Annotated in this window: 21 protein-coding genes; 4 read left to right on the top strand and 17 right to left on the bottom strand. The window is 55.2% G+C overall.

Annotated features, from left to right (window positions below):
• Positions 1 to 3 precede the first annotated feature (3 nt).
• Together rimO and HMPREF1153_RS06145 are read right to left on the bottom strand one after the other, a co-directional pair.
• On the bottom strand, positions 4 to 1,332 hold the full coding sequence (gene rimO, locus HMPREF1153_RS06140) for a 30S ribosomal protein S12 methylthiotransferase RimO (RefSeq protein ID WP_009646067.1): 1,329 nt from the start codon (positions 1,330 to 1,332) through the stop codon (positions 4 to 6).
• A gap of 68 nt (positions 1,333 to 1,400) precedes the next feature.
• The gene (locus tag HMPREF1153_RS06145; RefSeq protein WP_009646015.1) at positions 1,401 to 2,438 is read right to left on the bottom strand and encodes an ABC transporter substrate-binding protein; all 1,038 of its coding nucleotides are present in this window, start codon (positions 2,436 to 2,438) and stop codon (positions 1,401 to 1,403) included.
• A gap of 183 nt (positions 2,439 to 2,621) precedes the next feature.
• Between HMPREF1153_RS06145 and relB the strand changes: the two genes are divergently transcribed.
• Positions 2,622 to 2,843, top strand: a complete 222-nt coding sequence (relB, locus tag HMPREF1153_RS06150; protein WP_037370060.1) for a type II toxin-antitoxin system RelB family antitoxin — start codon at positions 2,622 to 2,624, stop codon at positions 2,841 to 2,843.
• On the top strand, positions 2,840 to 3,106 hold the full coding sequence (locus HMPREF1153_RS12310; RefSeq protein ID WP_009646030.1) for a type II toxin-antitoxin system RelE family toxin: 267 nt from the start codon (positions 2,840 to 2,842) through the stop codon (positions 3,104 to 3,106). The genes relB and HMPREF1153_RS12310 overlap by 4 nt, the downstream gene beginning before the upstream one ends.
• 85 nt (positions 3,107 to 3,191) lie before the next feature.
• Here the strand turns inward: HMPREF1153_RS12310 and HMPREF1153_RS06155 are convergent, their stop codons facing one another.
• The 8 genes from HMPREF1153_RS06155 to tig all read right to left on the bottom strand — a co-directional run bounded on the left by HMPREF1153_RS06155 (position 3,192) and on the right by tig (position 11,643).
• Positions 3,192 to 4,376: a pyridoxal phosphate-dependent aminotransferase gene (locus HMPREF1153_RS06155; protein WP_009646060.1), complete on the bottom strand. Its 1,185-nt coding sequence runs from the start codon at positions 4,374 to 4,376 to the stop codon at positions 3,192 to 3,194.
• Positions 4,376 to 4,870, bottom strand: coding sequence for a siroheme decarboxylase subunit beta (locus HMPREF1153_RS06160; RefSeq protein ID WP_009646071.1), 495 nt, complete (start codon positions 4,868 to 4,870; stop codon positions 4,376 to 4,378). The genes HMPREF1153_RS06155 and HMPREF1153_RS06160 overlap by 1 nt, the downstream gene beginning before the upstream one ends.
• Before the next feature lie 12 nt (positions 4,871 to 4,882).
• On the bottom strand, positions 4,883 to 5,335 hold the full coding sequence (locus HMPREF1153_RS06165) for a siroheme decarboxylase subunit alpha (RefSeq protein ID WP_009646047.1): 453 nt from the start codon (positions 5,333 to 5,335) through the stop codon (positions 4,883 to 4,885).
• Between the two features lie 49 nt (positions 5,336 to 5,384).
• Positions 5,385 to 6,044, bottom strand: coding sequence for a ribosome biogenesis GTP-binding protein YihA/YsxC (yihA, locus tag HMPREF1153_RS06170; RefSeq protein ID WP_009646069.1), 660 nt, complete (start codon positions 6,042 to 6,044; stop codon positions 5,385 to 5,387).
• Positions 5,998 to 8,331 carry an endopeptidase La gene (lon, locus tag HMPREF1153_RS06175; protein ID WP_009646099.1) on the bottom strand — a complete coding sequence of 778 codons (2,334 nt, stop codon included), beginning with the start codon at positions 8,329 to 8,331 and terminating at the stop codon, positions 5,998 to 6,000. The genes yihA and lon overlap by 47 nt, the downstream gene beginning before the upstream one ends.
• Positions 8,332 to 8,394: 63 nt before the next feature.
• Entirely contained in the window at positions 8,395 to 9,672 is a 1,278-nt protein-coding gene (gene clpX / locus HMPREF1153_RS06180; protein ID WP_009646087.1) for an ATP-dependent Clp protease ATP-binding subunit ClpX, read from the bottom strand.
• An 11-nt stretch (positions 9,673 to 9,683) separates the two neighbouring features.
• Entirely contained in the window at positions 9,684 to 10,292 is a 609-nt protein-coding gene (gene clpP / locus HMPREF1153_RS06185; protein WP_174261621.1) for an ATP-dependent Clp endopeptidase proteolytic subunit ClpP, read from the bottom strand.
• A 61-nt stretch (positions 10,293 to 10,353) separates the two neighbouring features.
• Positions 10,354 to 11,643: a trigger factor gene (gene tig, locus HMPREF1153_RS06190; RefSeq protein ID WP_009646062.1), complete on the bottom strand. Its 1,290-nt coding sequence runs from the start codon at positions 11,641 to 11,643 to the stop codon at positions 10,354 to 10,356.
• A 236-nt stretch (positions 11,644 to 11,879) separates the two neighbouring features.
• Here tig and HMPREF1153_RS06195 point away from each other — a divergent pair, with 236 nt between their 5' ends.
• The gene (locus tag HMPREF1153_RS06195; RefSeq protein WP_009646056.1) at positions 11,880 to 12,647 is read left to right on the top strand and encodes a TVP38/TMEM64 family protein; all 768 of its coding nucleotides are present in this window, start codon (positions 11,880 to 11,882) and stop codon (positions 12,645 to 12,647) included.
• Between the two features lie 307 nt (positions 12,648 to 12,954).
• Here HMPREF1153_RS06195 and HMPREF1153_RS06200 read toward each other — a convergent pair whose 3' ends face one another.
• From HMPREF1153_RS06200 to HMPREF1153_RS06230, 7 genes are all read right to left on the bottom strand, one after another.
• Entirely contained in the window at positions 12,955 to 14,601 is a 1,647-nt protein-coding gene (locus tag HMPREF1153_RS06200; protein WP_009646054.1) for a nucleoside kinase, read from the bottom strand.
• Positions 14,602 to 14,740: 139 nt separating this feature from the next.
• The gene (locus HMPREF1153_RS06205; RefSeq protein ID WP_009646076.1) at positions 14,741 to 15,736 is read right to left on the bottom strand and encodes an inorganic phosphate transporter; all 996 of its coding nucleotides are present in this window, start codon (positions 15,734 to 15,736) and stop codon (positions 14,741 to 14,743) included.
• Positions 15,729 to 16,355, bottom strand: a complete 627-nt coding sequence (locus HMPREF1153_RS06210; RefSeq protein WP_009646011.1) for a DUF47 domain-containing protein — start codon at positions 16,353 to 16,355, stop codon at positions 15,729 to 15,731. Before HMPREF1153_RS06210 ends, HMPREF1153_RS06205 begins: the two co-directional genes overlap by 8 nt.
• Before the next feature lie 77 nt (positions 16,356 to 16,432).
• Positions 16,433 to 16,750 (bottom strand): TfoX/Sxy family protein, encoded by a 318-nt coding sequence (locus tag HMPREF1153_RS06215; protein ID WP_009646090.1) that lies wholly within the window; start codon positions 16,748 to 16,750, stop codon positions 16,433 to 16,435.
• Positions 16,751 to 16,780: 30 nt separating this feature from the next.
• Complete coding sequence (locus HMPREF1153_RS06220) at positions 16,781 to 18,310, bottom strand: YifB family Mg chelatase-like AAA ATPase (RefSeq protein ID WP_037370064.1); 1,530 nt, start codon at positions 18,308 to 18,310, stop codon at positions 16,781 to 16,783.
• 147 nt (positions 18,311 to 18,457) lie between these two features.
• Complete coding sequence (locus tag HMPREF1153_RS06225; RefSeq protein ID WP_009646096.1) at positions 18,458 to 18,619, bottom strand: magnesium chelatase domain-containing protein; 162 nt, start codon at positions 18,617 to 18,619, stop codon at positions 18,458 to 18,460.
• Positions 18,620 to 18,770: 151 nt separating this feature from the next.
• Positions 18,771 to 19,583 carry an MBL fold metallo-hydrolase gene (locus HMPREF1153_RS06230; RefSeq protein ID WP_009646052.1) on the bottom strand — a complete coding sequence of 271 codons (813 nt, stop codon included), beginning with the start codon at positions 19,581 to 19,583 and terminating at the stop codon, positions 18,771 to 18,773.
• Positions 19,584 to 19,704: 121 nt separating this feature from the next.
• On the opposite strand from HMPREF1153_RS06230, the gene HMPREF1153_RS06235 reads away from it, so the two are divergent.
• Complete coding sequence (locus HMPREF1153_RS06235) at positions 19,705 to 20,640, top strand: LysR family transcriptional regulator (RefSeq protein ID WP_009646077.1); 936 nt, start codon at positions 19,705 to 19,707, stop codon at positions 20,638 to 20,640.
• The last annotated feature ends 168 nt before the right edge of the window (positions 20,641 to 20,808 follow it).

Here is a 20,808-nt window from a genome sequence, read left to right on the forward strand (position 1 = left end):
TCCTCACTCGACAAGCTCACCGACCGCATCGTAGGTGAATCCCTGCACGATGCGCACGCGCACGATGTCGCCTGGTCGGCTCGCCGCATCGCCTTCGATGAAGATCTGCCCATCGACGCCCGGCGCTTCGCGATAGGAGCGCCCAAAGGCAAGATTCGGCTGCTCCTCGTCGCGGCCTTCGACGAGCACGTCAAGCTCCTTGCCCTCAAGCCCCTGGTTCAGCTCCTCCGAAATCTTACACTGCACGCTCATGAGATCATGGTAGCGCTCCTGCACGACATCCTCGGGCACTTGGCGCGGCATGGAAGCGGCTGGCGTACCCTCCTCCTGCGAGTAGGTGAAGATCCCCACTTTCTCGAAGCGCTGCTCAATGAGGAAGCGGCGCAGCGTCTGGTACTGCGCATCCGTCTCGCCTGGAAACCCTACGATGAAGGTCGAGCGAACAGCGACGTTCGGTATGCGCGCGCGAATCTTTTCGAGGAGCGTCACAACCTCCTCCTGCGTATCGGGGCGGCGCATCGACTTCAAAATCGAATTGTGCGCATGCTGCAGCGGCAAGTCGACGTACTTGCAGATCTTCGGCTCCTGCGCAATCGTCGTGATGAGTTCATCGGTGAAATTCTTCGGATAGCAGTAGAGCACACGCAGCCACTCGATCTTCTCGATTTTCACAAGCTCCTGCAAGAGACGCGCCAAAGACGGCTCGCCGTAGATGTCCTTGCCGTAATACGTCGAATCCTGCGCGACGAGTATGATCTCCCGGACGCCCTCGGCGGCAAGGCGTGTGACCTCGCGCTTGATGTCGTCCATCGGTCGGCTGCGAAAGCGTCCGCGAATCAGCGGAATGGCACAGAAGGCGCAGCGATGATCACAGCCCTCGGCGATCTTCACATAAGCCGTATAGGCAGGTGTCGTCAGAATACGCGGCGTTTTCGCATCGTAGACAATCTCATTCTCTCCTGCCAAAACGATGCGGTTGCCCGCCAGAGTCTCACGCACCGCCTCCATGATGCGGTTCCATGCACCCGTGCCGATGATGGCATCGGCCTCGGGCATGTCGTCCAAAAGCTCCTGATGATAGCGTTCCCCGAGACAGCCTGCGATGATGAGCGAACGACAGCAGCCCGTTTCCTTGTACTCCGCCATATTGAGCACCGTCGTGATGGATTCCTCCTTCGCCGACTGGATGAAAGCGCATGTATTGACGATGATGATCTCCGCTTCTGCCGGATCGGGCGTAAGCTCGATGCCGTTGTCCTGCAAGATACCGAGCATGACTTCCGTATCGACGAGATTCTTGGCGCAGCCGAGGCTGATGAATCCTGCTTTCAAAAAATTTCCCCCTCAAGGTATATCAAGCATAAGGGGAGGAATCCAAGGATTCCTCCCACCATCATCTTTTACTGCAGCCGCACTTCCTTCACCCAACGATCCAAGAGATCGTGACGCTGGCTCGGGCTGAAATCCTGCGACCTGGAAAAGAGCACGACGTCTTTCCCTGGAAAAGACTTATAGGCGATCGTCACAGGATTGAGCGGCACGAAGAAGAACTCCCGGCTCTGCAGGGTGAGCTGCGCTTCATCGCTCAGCAGCCACTCCGCAAAGGCCTCCGCCTGCTCCTCGTTCTTTGCTCCCTCGACCAGTCCCACACCCGTCAGCGTGTACGCCGTGCCGTCCTCGGGGTAGATGATCTGCAAGGGATAGCCCTGATGGATGTAGCGCATGACCTCGCTCTGCACGGCGACGGAAATGTCGACCTCGCCCATGCCCGCCATGCGGACAGGCGTCGAAAGGTATTTGGAATACTGCACGACCTTGGGCTGTATGCCGCGCAGGATGTCATACGTCGCCGCATCGCCGAACTGCGACATCATGGAGAAGAAGAGATTCGCTGACGCATCCGCCGCAAAAAAGTCGGTAATGCCGACGCGCATCCCCTGCATCGTGGCAAGTTCCGTCCACGTATTGGGCACGCGCGGCACAGTACGCACATAGTCGCGGTTGGCGCAGAATACGACGGGATCGTACCAGATGCCCGTCCACGCAGCAGACGCATCCTTGAAGGACGCGCTGACCGAGTCCGTGCTCTCCGAAACGTACGGCTGCAGAGCACCGTCTGCCGCCGCCTTCTCCAATGTCGCACGATCGGCGAGCACGAGATCCGCCCCGTCCTTGCCGATCGCGGCATCCTGGTGCAGCTTCTGCAAAACCTCGGCCGAACTTACGGGAACGAAGTTCACCTGCACGCGCTTTGCCTTTTCGTATCCTTCAGCAAGGATTCCCGCATGCTCGGGCGGCAAGGTCGTATATACCGTGACGGACTGCTGAGGCCGCTCCCGCCGCGTCCTGTCCGCATGCCCCGCCAAATTGTCCGAAATCGTCGCGATCAAAAGAACCAGCATGAACGCCACGAGGAGCAGGGATGTATATCGTCGCATCGCTTTCCCTCCTTGGTTCTTATCGAAGCGCCGACAGCTTCAGCGCTTCCTTGAAAGTATATCATTGGGTACATTATACATAAAATGCCGCACTTATACAACTGTCTATACATGCCAGCATATATATGCTATCATGTATATGTTAGCATATACGTGATATTCTTATTAAAGGAGCGGATATATATGACTGTGACTGTACATCTAAATCCTCGCGATGCCCGTCTTTTCAAAAAACATGCCGCTCGATCCGGCATGACCTTATCTGATTTCGCCGCAAAAGCCATGCGTGAACGTATAGAAGATGAACTTGACCGACAAGCATACGAAGAGGCGATGAAAGAATTTCGTGCCAATCCCGTTACCTATACGCTGGATGAAGTCGAAAAGGAGCTCGGACTTTCGTGAATTATCGTGTCGTTTTCACTGCACAAGCAAAAAAATCACTGAAAAAGTTCGATCGTCATATATCTGCCAAGATTACCTCGTGGATTCGACACAACCTTGAAGGATGCAGCAATCCGCGCCTGCACGGCAAAGCTCTATCTGCAAATCGAAGCGGACAATGGCGCTACCGCATTGAAGACTATCGTTTGATTGCAGAAATTCAAGACGATAAAATCATCATACTAATCGTATCCATCGGTCATCGTCGTGATGTTTATGATTGAAATTCTATTCCAGATGTACTCAAAGAGGGTTCAGAACACCTGCCAAGTGCTCTGAACCCTCTTTATTATTTTATGCCGAACGATTTCAAACGCCGTATTCTTTCGCCAGCTTCTCAAAGAGCGGCAGAGAGCGTTCGATCGTCTGCTCCTTGATGCAGTAGGACGCGCGGAAGTGTCCGGGGCAGCCGAAGTCCGTGCCGGGGACGAGCAGAAGGTCGTACTTCTTGGCGCGCTCGCAGAAGGCATAGTCGTCCGCCTCCAACGACCGCGGGAAGAGGTAGAACGCGCCCTGCGGCTTGACACACGAGAAGCCCGCGCGCACGAGTCCTTCGTAGAGCATCGTGCCGTTCTTCTCGTACGGCGTTATATCCGAGGGCAGCCTCGCGCAGCGCGCGACGACGAGCTGCCACAAAGATGGCGCATTCACATGCGTGAGGACGCGCGCCGCACCTGCGACAGCGCCGTAGACACTCGAAAAATCCGCGACCTCATCGGGCACGACGATGTAGCCTATGCGCTCTCCTGCAAGCGAGAAGGACTTGCTGTACGAATAGCAGACGAGCGTATTCTCGTAATACTTCGTGATGTACGGCACCTCGCAGCCGTAAGCGATCTCGCGGTACGGCTCATCGGAAATGAGGAAGATCGGATGATCGTATTCCTGCTGCTTCTTGCGAAGGAGTGCGGCAAGTTCTTTGATCGTCTTCTCAGAGTATACGGCGCCGCTCGGATTGTTCGGCGAATTGACAATGACGCCCTTCGTCCTGGGCGAAAGACGCTCCTCCAAGGCGACGAAGTCGATCTGAAAATCCTCCGTCTTGGCGGGCACGACGCGAAGATTCGCGCCGACGGACTCGACAAAGCAGCGATACTCGGGAAAGAACGGCGCAAAGGCGATGAACTCGTCGCCCTCCTCGGCGAGCGCCTTGAAGCACACGGTGATCGCCGCCGCCGCGCCCGCCGTCATGAAGAGGTTCCTGCCCGAAAAGTGCGTGCCGAAGCGCTCGTTGATACTCGCGGCAAGCGTTTCGCGCACGGCGGGATTGCCCGGCGCAATGGTGTAGCCGTGCACCGCCTGCGGCTCCATCTCCGTCATGATTGCAAGAACCGCCTGCTTGATGAAATCGGGCGCAGGGACATTGGGATTGCCGAGGCTGAAATCGCAGATGTTTTCCTCCCCCACCTCCTGCGCTCGCTTCCTGCCGTACTCAAAGATCTCGCGGATCGTCGACTTCTTCGTGCCGAGTTCCCGCATCTTTTCCGATACCATTATGCCAAACCCTCTTCATTCTCACAGAAATAACGCATGCTCGTCTTCTTCCACTCCTTGACGGAGTAGAGCATGACGCGCTCACTGAGACCGCACTCTGCCGCAAGCGCAGCGGCAATCTCTTCGCACTCGGCGCGACTCCTCGCATGAATCATCGTATAGACGTTGTACGGCCAATCTTCCGCCGTATCGCGGTCGTAGCAATGCGACACCGCAGGGCTTTCGCACATACATCGCGCGATCTCGTCCATGCGCTCGGGCGGCACGACCCATGCGCTCAGAACGTTTGCCGTGAAGCCCGCCGCGCGATGCTGAAGCACGGCTCCCATCTTGCGGATCTGTCCGTTTTCCTTGAAACGGCGCAGACGGAGCAGAAGCTCTTCCTCGCCGATGCCGACCTTGGCGGCGATCTCCTTGTACGGTTCTTCCACAAGCGGGAAATCCCCCTGCATGGCACGCGTGATCTTCCTGTCGATTTCATCGAGCATTTCCATCGTGACGCCCCCCTATCCAAGCTTGAACTGCACGTTGACCTTGTACTTCTTGTGCGAGGCAAGATTCAACAGAGCCTCGACCCCGGGAAGCGCTCGAATCTCCGTGAGAATCCTGCGGCGCATTTCCTCGTTCGGCGTGAGCAGCGTGAACCAAAGGTTGTACCTGCCCTCGCGCTCGTAGTTGTGCGTCACACCCACATGGCGATTCACGGCCTCCGCCACGCTTTTCATCGCCTCGGGCTTCACGCGAAGCGCCACGAGCGTGCCGCGGTAGCCCATCTTCGCCGAGTCAAAAAACGGCCCGATGCGGCGCAGATACCCTTGCTCCTTGAGTTCTTTCACGCGCGAAAGAACGGTCTTCTCGTCCGACTCCAAGCCTTGCGCCAAGTCAGCAAAAGGCCGGCTGCTGATGGGCAAGCCGGCCTGCAAGACGTTGAGGAGCTTCTTGTCAAAAGCTGTCAACATATTTTCACCCTCATTTTCTCTGGGGAATTTCTGGCAATACACCCTTCCTTCATTCTATCAGAACGTTCGCTATCGCGTCAAGCAATTCTGAACGCCCTTCATTTTTCATCGAAGAATACGGCAGAATATCAAGCTCCGCGACACCGAGCGCCCTTCGCATGGCAGCGATGCTCTTCTTCTGCTCATTGCGGCTCAGCTTGTCCGCCTTCGTCGCGATGACGAGCACGGGCAATCCCTTCGCCACCAGCCATTGAAACATCTCGATATCCGAAGCCATGGGTTCGTGGCGGATGTCCATGAGTTGGCAAACGAACTGCAAGTCCTCGCTTTGCAGCAGGTACGCCTCGATGAAGCGCGACCAAATCTTGCGGTTCTTCTTCGCTGTGCGCGCATAACCGTAGCCCGGCAAATCGACGAGGTAGAAGTCGCGCCGCTCGTCTTCCCCCTCGATCTTCGCGCCAAGCTCGTAGAAGTTGATCGTCTGTGTCTTGCCGGGCTGTCCCGAGACGCGAGCGAGATTCTTCGTGCGTGCGAGCGAGTTGATGAGCGACGACTTGCCAACGTTCGAGCGTCCGATGAAGACGATCTCCCTGCGACGCACTTCGGGGTACTGCTCCTTCTTTACGGCGGAGGCAATGTACTTGCCCTGCGTGATCGTGACCCTATCCAGCGTGCGTCCCCCCTTTTTGCGGCACGAGCGCTTCGGCAAGAACCTCGTCCATCGTTTCCACGGGCACGAAGGCGAGCTTTTCGCGCACCTCCTGCGGAATGTCCTCGATGTCGCGCTCATTCTCCTTCGGCAGCACGATGCGCGTCATGCCTTCGCGGTACGCCGCCAAAACCTTTTCTTTCAACCCGCCGATGGCGAGCACGCGCCCGCGCAGCGTGATCTCACCCGTCATGGCGACGTCACTTCTGACCTTTCGCCCTGTCAGCGCCGAAATCATCGCCGTCGCCATCGTGATGCCCGCCGACGGGCCGTCCTTCGGAATCGCGCCCTCAGGCAGATGGATGTGGATGTCGCGCTTCTCGTAGAAGTCGCCGTCAATGCCGAATTTCTCCTGCCGGCTGCGAATGTAGGAAAGCCCTGCGCGCGCCGACTCCTGCATGACGTCGCCGAGCTGACCCGTCAAGATCAGCTTGCCCTTGCCCGCGAGCACCGTGACCTCCGTCGGCAGGATGTCGCCGCCGACCTCCGTCCACGCCATGCCTGTCGCAACGCCAACCTCGGGCTTCTTCTCCGCCTTCTTCCTGAGAAACTTCGGACGCTCCAAGAAGTCCCTAAGATTCTTCTTCGTCACGCGCACGGACTTCTTCTCGCCCTCGACGATGAGCCGTGCCGCCTTGCGGCATACATGGCCAATCGTGCGCTCAAGCTCGCGCACGCCCGATTCACGCGTGTACTCGACGATCATCTTCTCGATGACGCCTTCGCCAAATTGCAGATCACGCGCCTTCAGGCCGTTCGCCGTGCGCTGGCGTCCGACGAGATAGCGCTTGGCGATCTCCAGCTTCTCCTGCTCCGTGTAGCTCGACAGCATGATGATCTCCATGCGGTCGCGCAGGGCGCGCGGGATATTCGCGAGACTGTTCGCCGTGACGATCCAAAGAACCTCGGAGAGATCGAAGGGAAGCTCGACGTAATGATCGCTGAACGTCGTGTTCTGCGCGGGATCGAGCACTTCGAGGAGCGCCGCCGACGGATCGCCCTTGTAGTCCATGGCAATCTTGTCCACCTCGTCGAGCAGGAATACGGGATTCTTCGTTCCCGCCTTGCGCAGCCCTTCCATGATGCGTCCCGGCATTGCACCGACGTAGGTGCGGCGATGCCCGCGAATCTCCGCCTCGTCACGGATGCCGCCCAGAGACGCACGAACGAATTTCCTGCCCGTCGCCCGCGCCACGGAGCTTGCCAGAGACGTCTTGCCAACGCCCGGCGGGCCTACGAGGCACAGGATCGGCGCATGCTGCTCCTTCGTGAGCTGGTGGACGGCGAGGTATTCGAGGATGCGCTCCTTGACCTTCTTGAGTCCGTAGTGATCCTCGTTCAAGACCGTTTCCGCCGCCTTGATGTTGATGTTGTCCTCCGAGGAAATCATCCACGGAAGCTCAAGCAATGTCTCGATATAGGTGCGTATGACGCCCATCTCGGCGGACATGCTCGCTTGCCCCTCCATGCGGTGGATTTCCTTCTCGATCGTCTTCTGTACGTCCTCGGGATAGCCGCCTTCGGCGAGTTTCTTGCGGTACGCTTCGATATCCGCCGCCTTGTCGTCCTCGTCGCCCAGCTCCTTTTGAATCGCCTTGATCTGTTCGCGCAGGTAATAGTCCTTCTGGATCTTTTCCATCTGTTTGCGCACGCGCATGCCAATCTTGCGCTCCATCTCAAGCACTTCAAGCTCACGTGCCAGAATCTTGTAGAGAAGCTCCATGCGATTCTTGATGTTGATCTGCTCAAGGAGCGCCTGCCTGTCCTCAACCTTAAGGCTCAAGTGGCTGGCGATGAGGTCGCCCAAGCGTCCCGCATCGTCGAGAATCGCCACGGAAACAAGCGTCTCGGCGGGAATCTTCTTGCTGAGTTTCACCCATTGCTCGAATTCATGCACGACGGCGCGCGTCAAAGCCTCCATCTCCATGGATTCCTCCACGACCTCGGCGTATTCGACGACCGTCACCTCGGCAAAGGTTTCCATCTCTTCATACGCTTCGATTGCCGCACGCTTCTGCCCCTCGACGAGCACGCGCAAAGCGCCGCCCGGAAGCTTCAAGAGTTGGCGCACCTCGGCGATCGTGCCGACATCGTAGAGATCCTTCTCTCCCGGCCCATCGGTTTCCGCATTCTTCTGCGCCACAAGCAGGATCTGACGATCGCGCACCATCGCTTCCTCCAAGGCTGCCACGGAGCGCTCCCTGCCAACGTCGAGATGGATGATCATGAATGGAAACACAATCATTCCACGCAGAGGCAGGAGCGGCAGCTTACGTATTTCCGACATAAACAATCCTCCTGAATATAGAAAAAAGGGGACGCTGCTTGCCGCAGCGCCCCCTTTCGATGCTCAAGCCGATGCTTCCTTGTCCGTGCCTTTCGTCTTCGCCTTCGCCTTGTCAATCGTCAGCACAGGGTCCTTCTTGCCCGAAATGACCTCCTTCGTGACGCGACAGTGCGAAGCCCCGTCGACCGACGGCACCTCGTACATGACGTTGCGCATGATGCTCTCGATGATCGAGCGCAGACCTCGCGCCCCCGTCTTTCGCTTCAAGGCTTCCTTCGCAATCAGATGAAGCGCCTCTTCGTCGAAATCGAGCTTCACGCCGTCCATCTCCAAGAGCTTCTGATACTGCTTGACGAGCGCGTTCTTCGGCTCAGTCAGGATGCGCACGAGCGTATCTTCGCCGAGCGCTTCGAGCGTCACAACGATCGGAAGTCTTCCGATGAACTCGGGAATCAGGCCGTTCTTCAGCAAATCCTCGGGCAGGATATGGCGCAGCGTTTCCCCGATATTGCGCTCCACCTTCGACTCGATTTCCGCGCCGAAGCCCATGTTCTTTTTGCCAAGACGCGCCTCGATGATCTTCTCGATGCCGTCGAATGCGCCGCCGCACAGGAACAGGATATTCGTCGTATCGATCTGAATGAGTTCCTGGTGCGGATGCTTGCGCCCGCCCTGCGGCGGTACGGAAGCCACCGTTCCCTCCAAGATTTTGAGGAGCGCCTGCTGCACGCCCTCGCCCGAGACATCGCGCGTGATGGACGGATTCTCCGATTTGCGTGCAATCTTGTCGATCTCGTCGATGTAGATGATGCCTTTCTCCGCCTTCTCCACATCGTAGTCTGCCGCTTGGATGAGTTTTAAGAGGATGTTCTCCACGTCCTCGCCAACGTAGCCGGCTTCCGTCAGGGATGTCGCATCGGCGATGGCGAACGGTACATTGAGGATCTTGGCGAGCGTCTGCGCCAAGAGCGTCTTGCCGCTGCCCGTCGGACCAATCATGAGGATGTTCGACTTCTGCAGCTCGACCTCGTCCGCCTTTCCCTGCGTGCGGTTGATTCGCTTGTAGTGGTTGTAGACGGCAACGGAAAGCGATTTCTTCGCCTCGTCCTGTCCAATCACGTATTGGTCGAGGATCTGGCGAATCTCTTTCGGTTTCGGCACATCCTTGAGTTCCACTTCGCTATCTTCACTGAACTCTTCCTCGATGATCTCGTTGCAAAGTTCGATGCATTCATCGCAGATGTAGACGCCTGGACCTGCCACAAGTTTTCTTACCTGTTCCTGCGACTTGCCGCAGAAGGAGCACTTGAGCTGGCCCTTTTCATCCCCAAACTTCAACATGATACCACCTCTTACTCCTTGGGCTTCTCAATTTTGACAGGACGCGTGATGACCTCGTCGATGAGACCGTATTCCTTCGCCTCCTCTGCCGTCATGAAATTGTCACGCTCCGTGTCGGCAATGAGCTTTTCACGCGGCTGCCCCGTGTGCTTGGCGAGGATGTCGTTGCCGACTTCCCTGAGGCGCAGAATCTCCTTCGCCTGAATCTGGATGTCCGTCGACTGTCCCTGTGCACCGCCCAAAGGCTGATGAATCATGATGCGTGCCAGAGGAAGCGCGTAGCGCTTGCCCTTCGCGCCCGCCGTCAGGAGCAAAGAGCCCATGCTCGCCGCCTGCCCGATGCAGATCGTCGACACGTCGGGGCGGATGTACTGCATCGTGTCGTAGATGGCAAGACCTGCCGTCACGACGCCGCCCGGGCTGTTGATGTAAAGATGGATGTCCTTATCGGGATCTTCCGACTCAAGGAAGAGAAGCTGCGCGACGACAACATTCGCGACATTGTCATCGATCGGCCCGCCGACGAAGACGATGCGATCCTTCAAGAGGCGCGAATAAATATCGTAGGCGCGCTCTCCTCGGTTCGACCGCTCGACCACCATGGGAACATAACTGTTCATATAGCTGTTCATGCAATCACTCCATATATGACGACGTCAACGACCGTGAAAGAACGTGACATCACTTCGCGGCGTTGTCCAAGATGAACTGCGACGTCTTCTTTCTGAGAACCGTCGTGATGAGATCGCCGATGCGACCCTGCTCCTTGACGACCTTCCGGACCTGCGCCGGCGTCGCGCCGTAGGTCAGCGCCATCGCCGCAACCTCGTCGTCGAGATCCTTGCCTTCGACCTTGATGTCTTCGGCCTTCGCCACAGCTTCCAGCATGAGGTCGGTCTTGACGTTTTCCTCAGCCGTCTTCTTGTACTGCTCGCGAATCTGGTTGAGGTCGGTGCCCGCGTACTGCAGGTACTGCTCAAGCTTCATGCCCTGCTGCTCCAGGCGCATCGCCATCTCCTGAATCATCATCGTCACGCGGTTCTCGATCATGACGGCAGGAATGTCGACCGTGATGTTCTCCGTCGCCTTCTCGATGACGGCGACCTTGTAGTCGTTATCTGCCTTCTGCTGCGCGGCATGCTCAAGGTTCTTGCGGATGTCGGCACGAAGCTCTTCGACCGTCTGGAACTTGCTGACCTTCTTGGCAAACTCATCGTCGAGTTCAGGCAGCTGACGCTCCTTGATGCTGTGAATCGTGCACTCGAACTTTGCGGGCTTTCCTGCGAGATCCTTAGAGTGGTACTCCTCGGGGAACGTCACATTGACGTCGCGCGCCTCGCCGATCTTCGCACCGATGAGCTGATCCTCGAAGCCCGGGATGAAGCGGTTCGAGCCGATTTCGAGCGGATAGTCCTTGCCCTCGCCGCCTTCAAATGCCTCTCCGTCAACGAAGCCCTTGAAATCAAGCGTCACGAGGTCGCCGTTCTTGACCTCAGCGCCCTCGGCGGCATCGACCATCTGGCTGCGGCGACGACGCATGCTCTCGATTTCCTTGTCGATGTCCTCATCCGTGATCTCATCGACCTTCTTTTCAACCTGGATACCCTTGTACTCGCCGAGCGTTACCTCGGGCTTTGCCGTGAAGCGTGCCTTGAAGATGACATCCTTTCCCTCTTCCAGTGTCACGACCTCGATATCGGGGCGCGAAACAGGGGTCACGTCCTGCTCCTTCAGGGCGTCGGCAAACGCCTTGTCCGCCACGGCGTCAAATGCCGTATCAAGAATCGCCTGCTTGCCGATGCGCTGCTCGATGATATGGCGCGGCGCCTTGCCCTTGCGGAAGCCCGGGATGCTCACGCGGTTTGCAAGGTCCTTGCAAGCCTTCGCCTCGGCCTTCTTCAAGACCTCCGCTTCTACCTCTATTGTCAGCACGACCTCGTGGTTGTCCATCTTCTCTGCAGTAACCTTCATAGTATGAAATACCCTCCTAAATGTTCCTTCATCGATGGTTTCCAAGGGACAAAAGCAAGGGCATCCCCCTTGCAATCCCATTTTGCCATACTATTCATGATACCATACTCAAATGGGAAATACAAGCATTTCTCCCACAGATTATTCATTCGATGCTCGCGGTTTGCCGCGTGCAAAACCAACGAATCTCTGCTATAATAAAGCCGTCTTTTCTATTGGATCGAAGGAGGCCGTCCATGCTCAAGAATCCCATGAACATCGTCAAGCTCGTCGCCCTCTTTCTCTCGTGCGCTCTCCTCTATGCAATCCACCTTGCCAATCCGACCTTTTTTCCCGAACTCTGGCAGGTCTTAAGGAGCGGCGATCTCCTTGCGACGGCAGAATACATCCGCTCTTTCGGCTCTTGGGCGATGTTCTTCAGCTTCTGGCTCGTGCTCTTCGTCAATGCCATCGGCTTTCCGCCCGCCATCATCTTCTCCACGGCGAACACCCTGATCTTCGGCATTGTGCCGGGCATCGTCCTCTCCGTCATCGCCGAGACCGTCGGCGTCACGATCAGCTTCCTGCTGCTGCGCTTTCTCTTCCGCGCCTCGGCAGAACAGCTGATTGCCAAGCACCCGAGGCTCAAGAAGGTCGACGCCTACAGCGGCAAGAACGGCTTCACCGTCATGCTCATCGCACGCATGGTGCCTTATGTGCCGAGTGCGCTCTTGAACGCACTCGGCGCCCTGAGCGCCATCAGCCTTAGGGACTACGTCATCTCCTCCTGCGTCGGCAAATTTCCCTCGACCGCCATCGAGGCGATCATCGGGCACGACACCGTGCTCAAGAATCCCGACCCGACGCGCCTCGTTCTCGTATGCATCGCAGCCGTCCTCCTCGTCATCGGCGCCTGGTACTACGAGAAGCGCGTCGAGAAAAAGGCGGACGCCATGCAGAAAATCCTCGACGAACACGCAAAAATGCAAAAGAACAAGGGACTGCGACAAAATGCGAAATCCTGATGCATAAAAGTCACTTCTTCGTTGCGCGCGAATGATTCTGTTCTTAATTCCGCTTTACTGCGCGGCATAGGAACACCCCATATAATCATTTGTAAATAAATTGACAGCGAAAGTCCAAGAAGCCAAGTCCGAAGGGTGCAGACTAATTGGCAAATTTTTATTAAAGACGGCGACGACTGTCCACAAAGTGGACGTTTGTGCGTATAACTTATCGCAGAAGGAGCTCCGCAGACTCTTTCGAGTCTGTGGAGGAGCCCCTTTGTTATTTAGAACCGTGCCATTTAACCTCTTCTTCACTTCCCCTCTCCTATTTGAAGAAGATCGATTTACCGATGAATTCGCGCAGGAGCGAATTGTTCGGAATGTCGTATTCCTCCGTGATGTCAGAAAAGCAACGGCAGAAATCGAGCAAGCGGTTCGCCTTGGTGTACTCAGGCACATCACGCGGCACCATCTCAAGAAGCGGCACGGCGTAGCGCTTCAATACAGCAAGCTCATAAATCAGAGCCGAATTGAACATCGCATCCGCCTCCTCTTGAAATGGAAAGATGTTCTTCTCCTCCCCCGCACGCACATCAGGCCACTGACGCAAAGTCTTCAAGGCATAGGCGCCACGGAACTGATAGTCGCGCACCATGCGGCGCAGAAGCCGTGCATCTGTCGTCGGTATGCGGTTGTGCGCGTCGATATTGAGCTGCGTCAAAGCGCTGATGTAGATTTTAAACTTCTTGCCTCGCGGCACAGAGGCGGTCAATGCCTCGTTGAGGCCATGGATGCCCTCGACGATCAACGGCGATGTCGGCGCGATGGAAAGATGCTCCGATCCCACCTCGCGTTTCCCCGTGAGGAAGTTGTAATGCGGCAGGATAACTTCCTCGCCATTCAACAAGCGCACAAGATGGTCATTGAACAGCTCGACATCGAGTGCGCCGATATTTTCAAAGTCATACGCCCCGTCCTTCGTGCGCGGCGTATCCTCCCAGTTGCGGAAGTAGTCGTCAAGCGAGATGGAAACCGGCTCGATGCCGTTGACGCGAAGCTGGATGCGCAGGCGCTGAGCGAACGAGGTCTTGCCCGAAGACGACGGCCCCGCAATCAAGATGAGACGCAGTTCCTTGATGTTCGATGCAATATGATCGGCAATCTCGGCAATCTTCTTTTCGTGCAGAGCCTCCGATACATGGATGATGTCAGCCACCTCACCGCGACGGATATAACGGTTGAGATCAGATACATAGTCACAGTGCAGGACACTCGCCCAGCGCTCCGCCTCCATGAGGATGCTGCCGAACTTCGGTTGCTCCTTGAACGCAGGCACGATCTCAGGCGCGCTCGGTTCCGGCGTGCGCAGCAAAACGCCGCCTGGCATGGCATCGAGAGCGAACTTATCCAAAACGCCCGTCGCAGACACCATCGGGCCAAACAGATAGTCATAAAACTCGCCACAGTAGTAAAGGCTTGCCTTCTCTGTCTCAAGAGACATGACGAGATTCGCCTTTTCAATCTGCTCTGATTTCTTGAAGAGCTGCACGACTTCCTCTCTCTGCAGGCGCTTCTTGACGATCGGACGGTTCTCTGCAACAATCTCGCGCATGCGCTGCTCCAACTCAAGCACCACGCTCTCTGTCACATCGAACGGCGACTGTATGGCACAATAAAGCCCCTTGTGCGCTGTGAACTGTACGACGACCTCCGTCTCGGAATAAAGTTCCCGCACCGCCATGATGAGCAAGAATACCACAGATCGGCGATAGATGCGCCGTCCGAACTCGCTCCTCGTATCAACAAGCTCGATCGTATGAAAATCTCCGACAGGCGTCTGCAAATCGCGCAGCACATTATCCACACGCGCTGCCACGATAAGCGGCTCCCCTTTTTTCTGTACCTCCTGCGCAAGCTCCAACAGCGTCATTTCGGCAGGAATCTCCCGCCCCATTCCCTTCTCCCAGCGCATATCTCTTCCTCCTACCATCCTGTACAGTCAAACGACAAACTATAAGGGATTCCTATAAAAAGAAATGGCTGAAAAGCACGCCGAAAGCGTCCATTTCCAGCCATTGATAGCAACATAAGAATCCATGAGCAGTAATTTCCTAAAAAATCCAAAGAACAATCTGATATGCCAATGCCCCCATGACAGCCGTACACGGAATCGTCAGCACCCATGCCACGAGCATCTGCTGCGCAACTCCCCAACGCACGGCACGAATGCGCTTCGCCGTGCCAACGCCCATGATCGATCCGGAAACAACATGTGTCGTACTGACGGGCAGATGCAGAAGCGTCGCCGAAAAAATGACGATGGAAGAATTGAGATCGGCAGCGAAGCCGCTGATCGGCTCAAGCTTGAAGATCTTACCGCCAATCGTGCGGATGATGCGCCAGCCGCCGAGCGCCGTGCCGCACGCCATCGCCGCCGCGCATAGGAACTTCACATAATCGGGAACCTCAAAGCTCGACAGATAGCCGCCAGAAAGCAACGCCAGAGTGATGATACCCATCGACTTCTGCGCATCGTTCGAGCCATGTGAAAAAGCCATGGTCGCAGCCGAGAGAATCTGCATCTTTTTGAAGCGCCCATTGAGCGCCGACGGTGCGAAGCGGCCAAACAACAGAAAGAGCACTGTCATGACAATGAAGCCGGAAAAAATCGCCAAGAGCGGCGACGCGATCAACGACAGGACGATCTTGCCTATACCTATGAAATTCAATCCCGTGCTTCCCGTGGAAACGAGCACCGCACCGATAATACCGCCGACCAGCGCATGTGAAGAGCTGCTTGGCATCGCCACATACCAAGTGAAAAGATTCCAAACGATCGATCCCATGAGAGCTGCTATGATGATATGCTCATCAACCATCTCCGCGCTCGCAACGATGTCACCGCCAATCGTCTTTGCAACGCCCGTGCTGTAAATCGCACCGAGGAAGTTTAAAGCAGCCGCCATGATGATGGCATGTGCGGGCTTGATGGCGCGTGTCGAAACGGACGTGGCGATGGCATTTGCCGTATCATGAAAACCATTGATGAAGTCAAACAGCAAGGCAAGCACGATAACCGTCAGTATAAGAAACTGCAGCTCATGCATACTTCATCACCACGCCGCGCACCATGTCCGCGACCTTCTCGCAATGATCGAGTGTATCCTCCAGATATTCCAGAAGATCCTTCCATTTGATGAGTTCGATGGGATCTTTGAGATTCTCAAAGAGATTGGCGACCTCATTGCGATAGACGCGATCCCCTTCGCTCTCCAAACTGCTGATGCGGTGCGTACACTTTAAGATCTCATTCTGGTTCTTTTTCACATGTTTCAAGAGCTTGAACGCCTTCATCATCTCCTCCGTACATTCGATGAGGAGTTTCGTGAGGGCGATCGCGCTGTCACGAACACCAGCGATATGATACATGACGACGCGCTGCAGCGTACCCTGCAGGAAATCAACGCCATCGTCCAAGCCGTTGGCGAGCGCATAGATATCCTCACGATCGATCGGCGTGATGAATGTCTGGTTGAGCTTGTCAATAATCCTGTCATTGACGGCATCGGCCTCATGCTCAAGATCGATGATCTCGCGCATCTTCGCTTCCGCCTTGCTGTAGTCCTGCATGACCTCATCCATCATCACAGCGCATTTATGGAAATACTGGGCGCTTTCGAGGAACAAGTCGAAAAACTCCGAGTCCTTGTTCTTGAAATTAAACATCTGTTTCCTCCCAGAATACAGTAATCATCGACTCTTTCGCTATCACTATATCACTATTTTACGGATAGAGCAATATTTCATTTCTTTTTCTCTCTCGGCACAGACAGTTCCTCATACATCGCACGCACCAACTCGCTCAAAAACGCCTTATCATCCAAACGATCCACCAACAGCATTTCCTTCGCCCCCTCATAAGGCAGTTCATACGCTGCATCCGGCATATGCACAACAGCTGCCTTGACCGGCTTCACAAGGAATTGATCATCGTAAATTCCTCCGAAGATTTTTTTCTTATAATATAGGATGTACTCGCCCATCATAGCACGATAGGAAATATCTTCTAAACTGGATAGCTGTTCCAATACGAACTCCAGATACTCTTTCGTCGATGCCATAAACATTCCTCCATCAACATTACTTCTCAATCATTCCACACTCAGCCCCACATCGTCCCTCAATTGTATGGCTTCTCCCACATGCTTCGCCTCGATCGTCGCCGCTCCGTCGAGATCGGCAATCGTGCGTGCGACCTTGATGATGCGGTCATACGAGCGTGCTGATAAATTCATGACTTGAAATGCCTGCGCCAAGAGATTCTGCGCCTCTGGCTCAAGATGGCACGTCTTTTTCAAAATCGCATGGCTCATCTGCGCGTTGCAGAATATGCCCCATTCCTGTAACCGCTCCATCTGAATCTCACGCGCAGCCAGGACACGCTCCCGAATCGCAGCCGAAGATTCCGCCTTCTCCACGGATGTCATATCCTCGTACTTGACGCGCGGCACATGGACATGAATGTCGATGCGGTCGAGCAGCGGCCCCGAAATCTTCCGCGTATAGCGCTTGATCTCATTCGGTGTGCAGTCGCAGCTCTTCTCCTTATCGCCAAAATAGCCGCACGGACAAGGATTCATTGCCACGACCAAAATGATACGAGAGGGAAACGTCAAAGTCGCATTGACCCGCGCCACGGTTACAGCGCCGTCCTCCAACGGCTGGCGCAGGACTTCGAGCGTCGACTTGCCGAACTCAGGCAGCTCGTCGAGAAACAGCACGCCGTGATGCGAGAGCGTCACCTCGCCCGGGCGCGGGATGCTGCCGCCGCCGATCATCGCCACCGTCGACGTCGTATGATGCGGACTGCGAAAGGGACGCGTCTCGACGAGGCCGCTGCCGTCCTTCAAGAGCCCCGCGATGCTGTAGATCTTCGTCACCTCAAGCGCCTCCTGCCGCGTCATCGGCGGCAGAATCGACGGCAGGCGCCGCGCGAGCATCGTCTTGCCCGAGCCGGGCACGCCGACCATCAGAAGATTATGCCCGCCTGCCGCTGCGATCTCAAGCGCACGCTTGGCGAAGAACTGCCCCTGCACATCGGCAAAGTCATCTGAAGGCACTTCCATATCGCTTGGTGCACTGGGATTCACCTCCAACGGAAGCAATTCCGCCTTGCCCAAGAGAAAATCGTACAGCTCGCGCAAGTTTTTCGGCGCATACACGCGGATGCCATCGACGAGCAATGCCTCACTGCCGTTGCCGGGCGCGACGAAGATTTCACGAAAGCCATGCTCCTTCGCCCCGACCGTCATGGAGAGCACGCCGCGCACACTCCGAAGCTCCCCCTCCAACGAAAGCTCTGCTGCAAACAAGGCGTGCTCAATGCGCTCTGTCGGAATCAGCCCATACGCCGCCAAAAGCCCGACGGCGATCGGCAGATCGAGTCCCGAGCTGTCCTTTCGTATATCTGCTGGCGCAAGATTGATCGTCACCCGCGCAGGCTTGAGCTTCACGCCCGTATTCTTGATCGCCGTGCGTACCCGCTCACGCGACTCCTTCACCGCCGTATCAAGAAGCCCGACGATGTCGAAAGCAGGAAATCCATAAGAAACATCGACCTCGACATCGACGATCCTCCCATCGACCCCGAACGTCACCGCACCATACGATTTAGCAAACACAAAGCTGCACCTCTTTTTGATTGGAATGCTGTTTCTTTTGTTTACTATTTTTCTCCATTGATGAGATTTAATCCTGCTTTTGATGGAAAATTGCGGCGAATACCAAAATCCCACTTCTGTATTCTGCACTTTGACCGAGCAATATGGTTAAACGAGATGGACTGTCACCCGCTCCTTCGACTCCTTCACCGACGTATCGGGAAGCCCCACCAGCTCAAAGCCCGGCAGCCCGGGCGACACATCCATCTCAACGTCGATAATCCGTCCGTCAATCCCGAGGGTCGTCGCACCATAAGTCTTTGCAAACAACGGCCTTCCCTCCCACGTTTTAAATATAAGAAAATTATAACACAAGAGAGGGTGTGTTTCCTAATGATTTTTTGCAACAAAAAGAGATTCCAGTCGCTAGGTGGGGCGAATGGAATCTCTTTTGTGTGCGGAATTTACCGTATGACAGGAATTAAGCTCCGACTGTTGCGGCTTTATATTCAACCGACGCACCATCGGATGGCATATCATAATTCACCACGCCGCGACGTGCCAAACATCCTCGCAGTGTATGCCTCGTAAGCGCAGCATGTGCGACGTTGTCCAAGTGCGTCAGATAAAGACGGGCGTTAGGCGCAGTCATTGCAACGCATTGAACATCCTCATCGTTCATGATGAGGCGTCCGTTTTCCACGGTCTCTGCGGCACAACAGTTCAGGGCAATCACCTCAGGCTGATAGTTCCGCAGTGTCTCAGCTACGCCGGAATACCAGACCGTATCCCCTGCCAAATAGAAGGTGTTCTCCTCCGGTGCCTCAAACACAATCCCCATCGCGTCACCGCACGGAACAACGGTGCCGTGCAGGGCAGGGACACGGGTCAGTCTCGCCGCACCGAACTCCATACCGCTTGTCGGCAAGACGATTACCTCTGAAAACCCGGAACTCCGCAGAACAGAGGCATCCTCCTCCGACTGACAGATGACTGGAAATGCCTTATCAAGCGGCGCACCGACCGTCCCGTCCGGTGCCATATCAATATGATCGGGATGCAGATGCGTAACGATGTAGTAGTCAACACCGCTCAAAATCTGCTCTGTATTCATTGGCAAATCATAGAACGGCATTGGAAGATGCTCCTTCATCTGATCAGGGACATGGAACGGCATGCCTGGAATATCGACGAACGACAGCTGATGTTTCGGTGCAAGCCACGGGTCAATCAGAAAGACTTTCCCTGCATAGTCCAAACGGTTTGTTGCATTGCGAATCTGTGTGAGTTTCATAAGTGTTTCTCCTGTTCATCATTTGGTTGATCTGCTTCACAGTATAGTGTACTTCCCTCATGACGACAAGAAAAACAACGGGGCTTGCCGCAACAATATTGTTGCAGTAGAATAGATACCGATGAAGCAGGCGGGAGGTATGAAGATGAATCGAAAACAGATGGAGTATTTTATTGAGGTCTATCGCTGCGGCAATATCCAGACGGCAGCAGATCATCTTTATGTTGCAAGACAAGGTCTCAGCAGAGCGATGAGATCATTGGAGGAGGAGCTTGGGCAGCCGCTTTTCACCCGTACCCCACGCGGAATCATTCCGACCGATTATGCAGCAGCACTACTGCCCCACGTTCAACGTATGCTGGATGAATATCAATCCATCGAAAGCATGAAATCCCTCGCCACCCATTCAAAAAGTGTCGTTACCATTTTTGCACTGGATCACGTCTTTTCTTATCTCGGAGCGCAATTTCTACAGGATTTTCATACTGCTCATCCGAGCATTATTCTGAGCATTGTCGATACAACAGACGACGATGCAATGGAGGGACTTCTAACAAAGCGATCTCATTTTTCCATTGTCACCGCCCCTTTTGATCAGACACGCTTTCAAGGGGACGTACTCTTTTTCTCCCGCTACTGTGCTCGTCTCTCTGCGCATCATCCCTTGGCAGAAAAGAGCCGTATCACCTACACAGATCTCGACGGGCAAATGATCATCAGTAAAGGACGCGCCTATCACTGTTTCCGTCACAATATCGACAAACACATCCTCCTGCCAGGTCTCAAAATCGAGATTCTAGCCGAAACTGCCGATGAATCCCTCATTGTTGATCTGCTGCGTCATAATCCTGCGATCAATCTCGGCTACGACTACGCAGCCGTCATGAACAGACAGCCAGACATTGTCATGCGAGAACTTGGCGACGGAAAAGATATGGGGCAGGAGGTATGCCTCATACAGGACAAGACCGTCATCCTCACCGAAGCGGCGCGTACATTCCGTCAATTCCTCTTGGATTGGCTGAAAAAAACGAGAAAGGATCATATCATATGGTAACTGATGAACAGAACCATTCTATTGCTATGGGGGTCGCCCTCATGTGCCTTTACAATGGTTTCATAGGGGAGAAGTCGGTCACTCATGGGGCAACACCTCCTTCTGTGTTTTTTCCACAAAATTGAGGCTGCTACACGTTGGTTTCGTGCAACAGCCCCTTTCTCAATG

The organism is Selenomonas sp. CM52 (genome assembly GCF_000292955.1).
In the GTDB taxonomy this organism is placed as follows: Bacteria; Bacillota; Negativicutes; order Selenomonadales; family Selenomonadaceae; genus Selenomonas.

Bases quoted from the DNA above. Each gene is read 5' to 3' on its own strand.
- HMPREF1153_RS06145 (WP_009646015.1), bottom strand. From the start codon at position 2,438: ATGCGACGATATACATCCCTGCTCCTCGTGGCGTTCATGCTGGTTCTT.
- relB (WP_037370060.1), top strand. From the start codon at position 2,622: ATGACTGTGACTGTACATCTAAATCCTCGCGATGCCCGTCTTTTCAAA.
- HMPREF1153_RS06155 (WP_009646060.1), bottom strand. From the start codon at position 4,376: ATGGTATCGGAAAAGATGCGGGAACTCGGCACGAAGAAGTCGACGATC.
- HMPREF1153_RS06160 (WP_009646071.1), bottom strand. From the start codon at position 4,870: ATGGAAATGCTCGATGAAATCGACAGGAAGATCACGCGTGCCATGCAG.
- HMPREF1153_RS06165 (WP_009646047.1), bottom strand. From the start codon at position 5,335: ATGTTGACAGCTTTTGACAAGAAGCTCCTCAACGTCTTGCAGGCCGGC.
- lon (WP_009646099.1), bottom strand. From the start codon at position 8,331: ATGTCGGAAATACGTAAGCTGCCGCTCCTGCCTCTGCGTGGAATGATT.
- clpX (WP_009646087.1), bottom strand. From the start codon at position 9,672: ATGTTGAAGTTTGGGGATGAAAAGGGCCAGCTCAAGTGCTCCTTCTGC.
- clpP (WP_174261621.1), bottom strand. From the start codon at position 10,292: ATGAACAGTTATGTTCCCATGGTGGTCGAGCGGTCGAACCGAGGAGAG.
- tig (WP_009646062.1), bottom strand. From the start codon at position 11,643: ATGAAGGTTACTGCAGAGAAGATGGACAACCACGAGGTCGTGCTGACA.
- HMPREF1153_RS06195 (WP_009646056.1), top strand. From the start codon at position 11,880: ATGCTCAAGAATCCCATGAACATCGTCAAGCTCGTCGCCCTCTTTCTC.
- HMPREF1153_RS06200 (WP_009646054.1), bottom strand. From the start codon at position 14,601: ATGCGCTGGGAGAAGGGAATGGGGCGGGAGATTCCTGCCGAAATGACG.
- HMPREF1153_RS06205 (WP_009646076.1), bottom strand. From the start codon at position 15,736: ATGCATGAGCTGCAGTTTCTTATACTGACGGTTATCGTGCTTGCCTTG.
- HMPREF1153_RS06210 (WP_009646011.1), bottom strand. From the start codon at position 16,355: ATGTTTAATTTCAAGAACAAGGACTCGGAGTTTTTCGACTTGTTCCTC.
- HMPREF1153_RS06215 (WP_009646090.1), bottom strand. From the start codon at position 16,750: ATGGCATCGACGAAAGAGTATCTGGAGTTCGTATTGGAACAGCTATCC.
- HMPREF1153_RS06230 (WP_009646052.1), bottom strand. From the start codon at position 19,583: ATGAAACTCACACAGATTCGCAATGCAACAAACCGTTTGGACTATGCA.
- HMPREF1153_RS06235 (WP_009646077.1), top strand. From the start codon at position 19,705: ATGAAGCAGGCGGGAGGTATGAAGATGAATCGAAAACAGATGGAGTAT.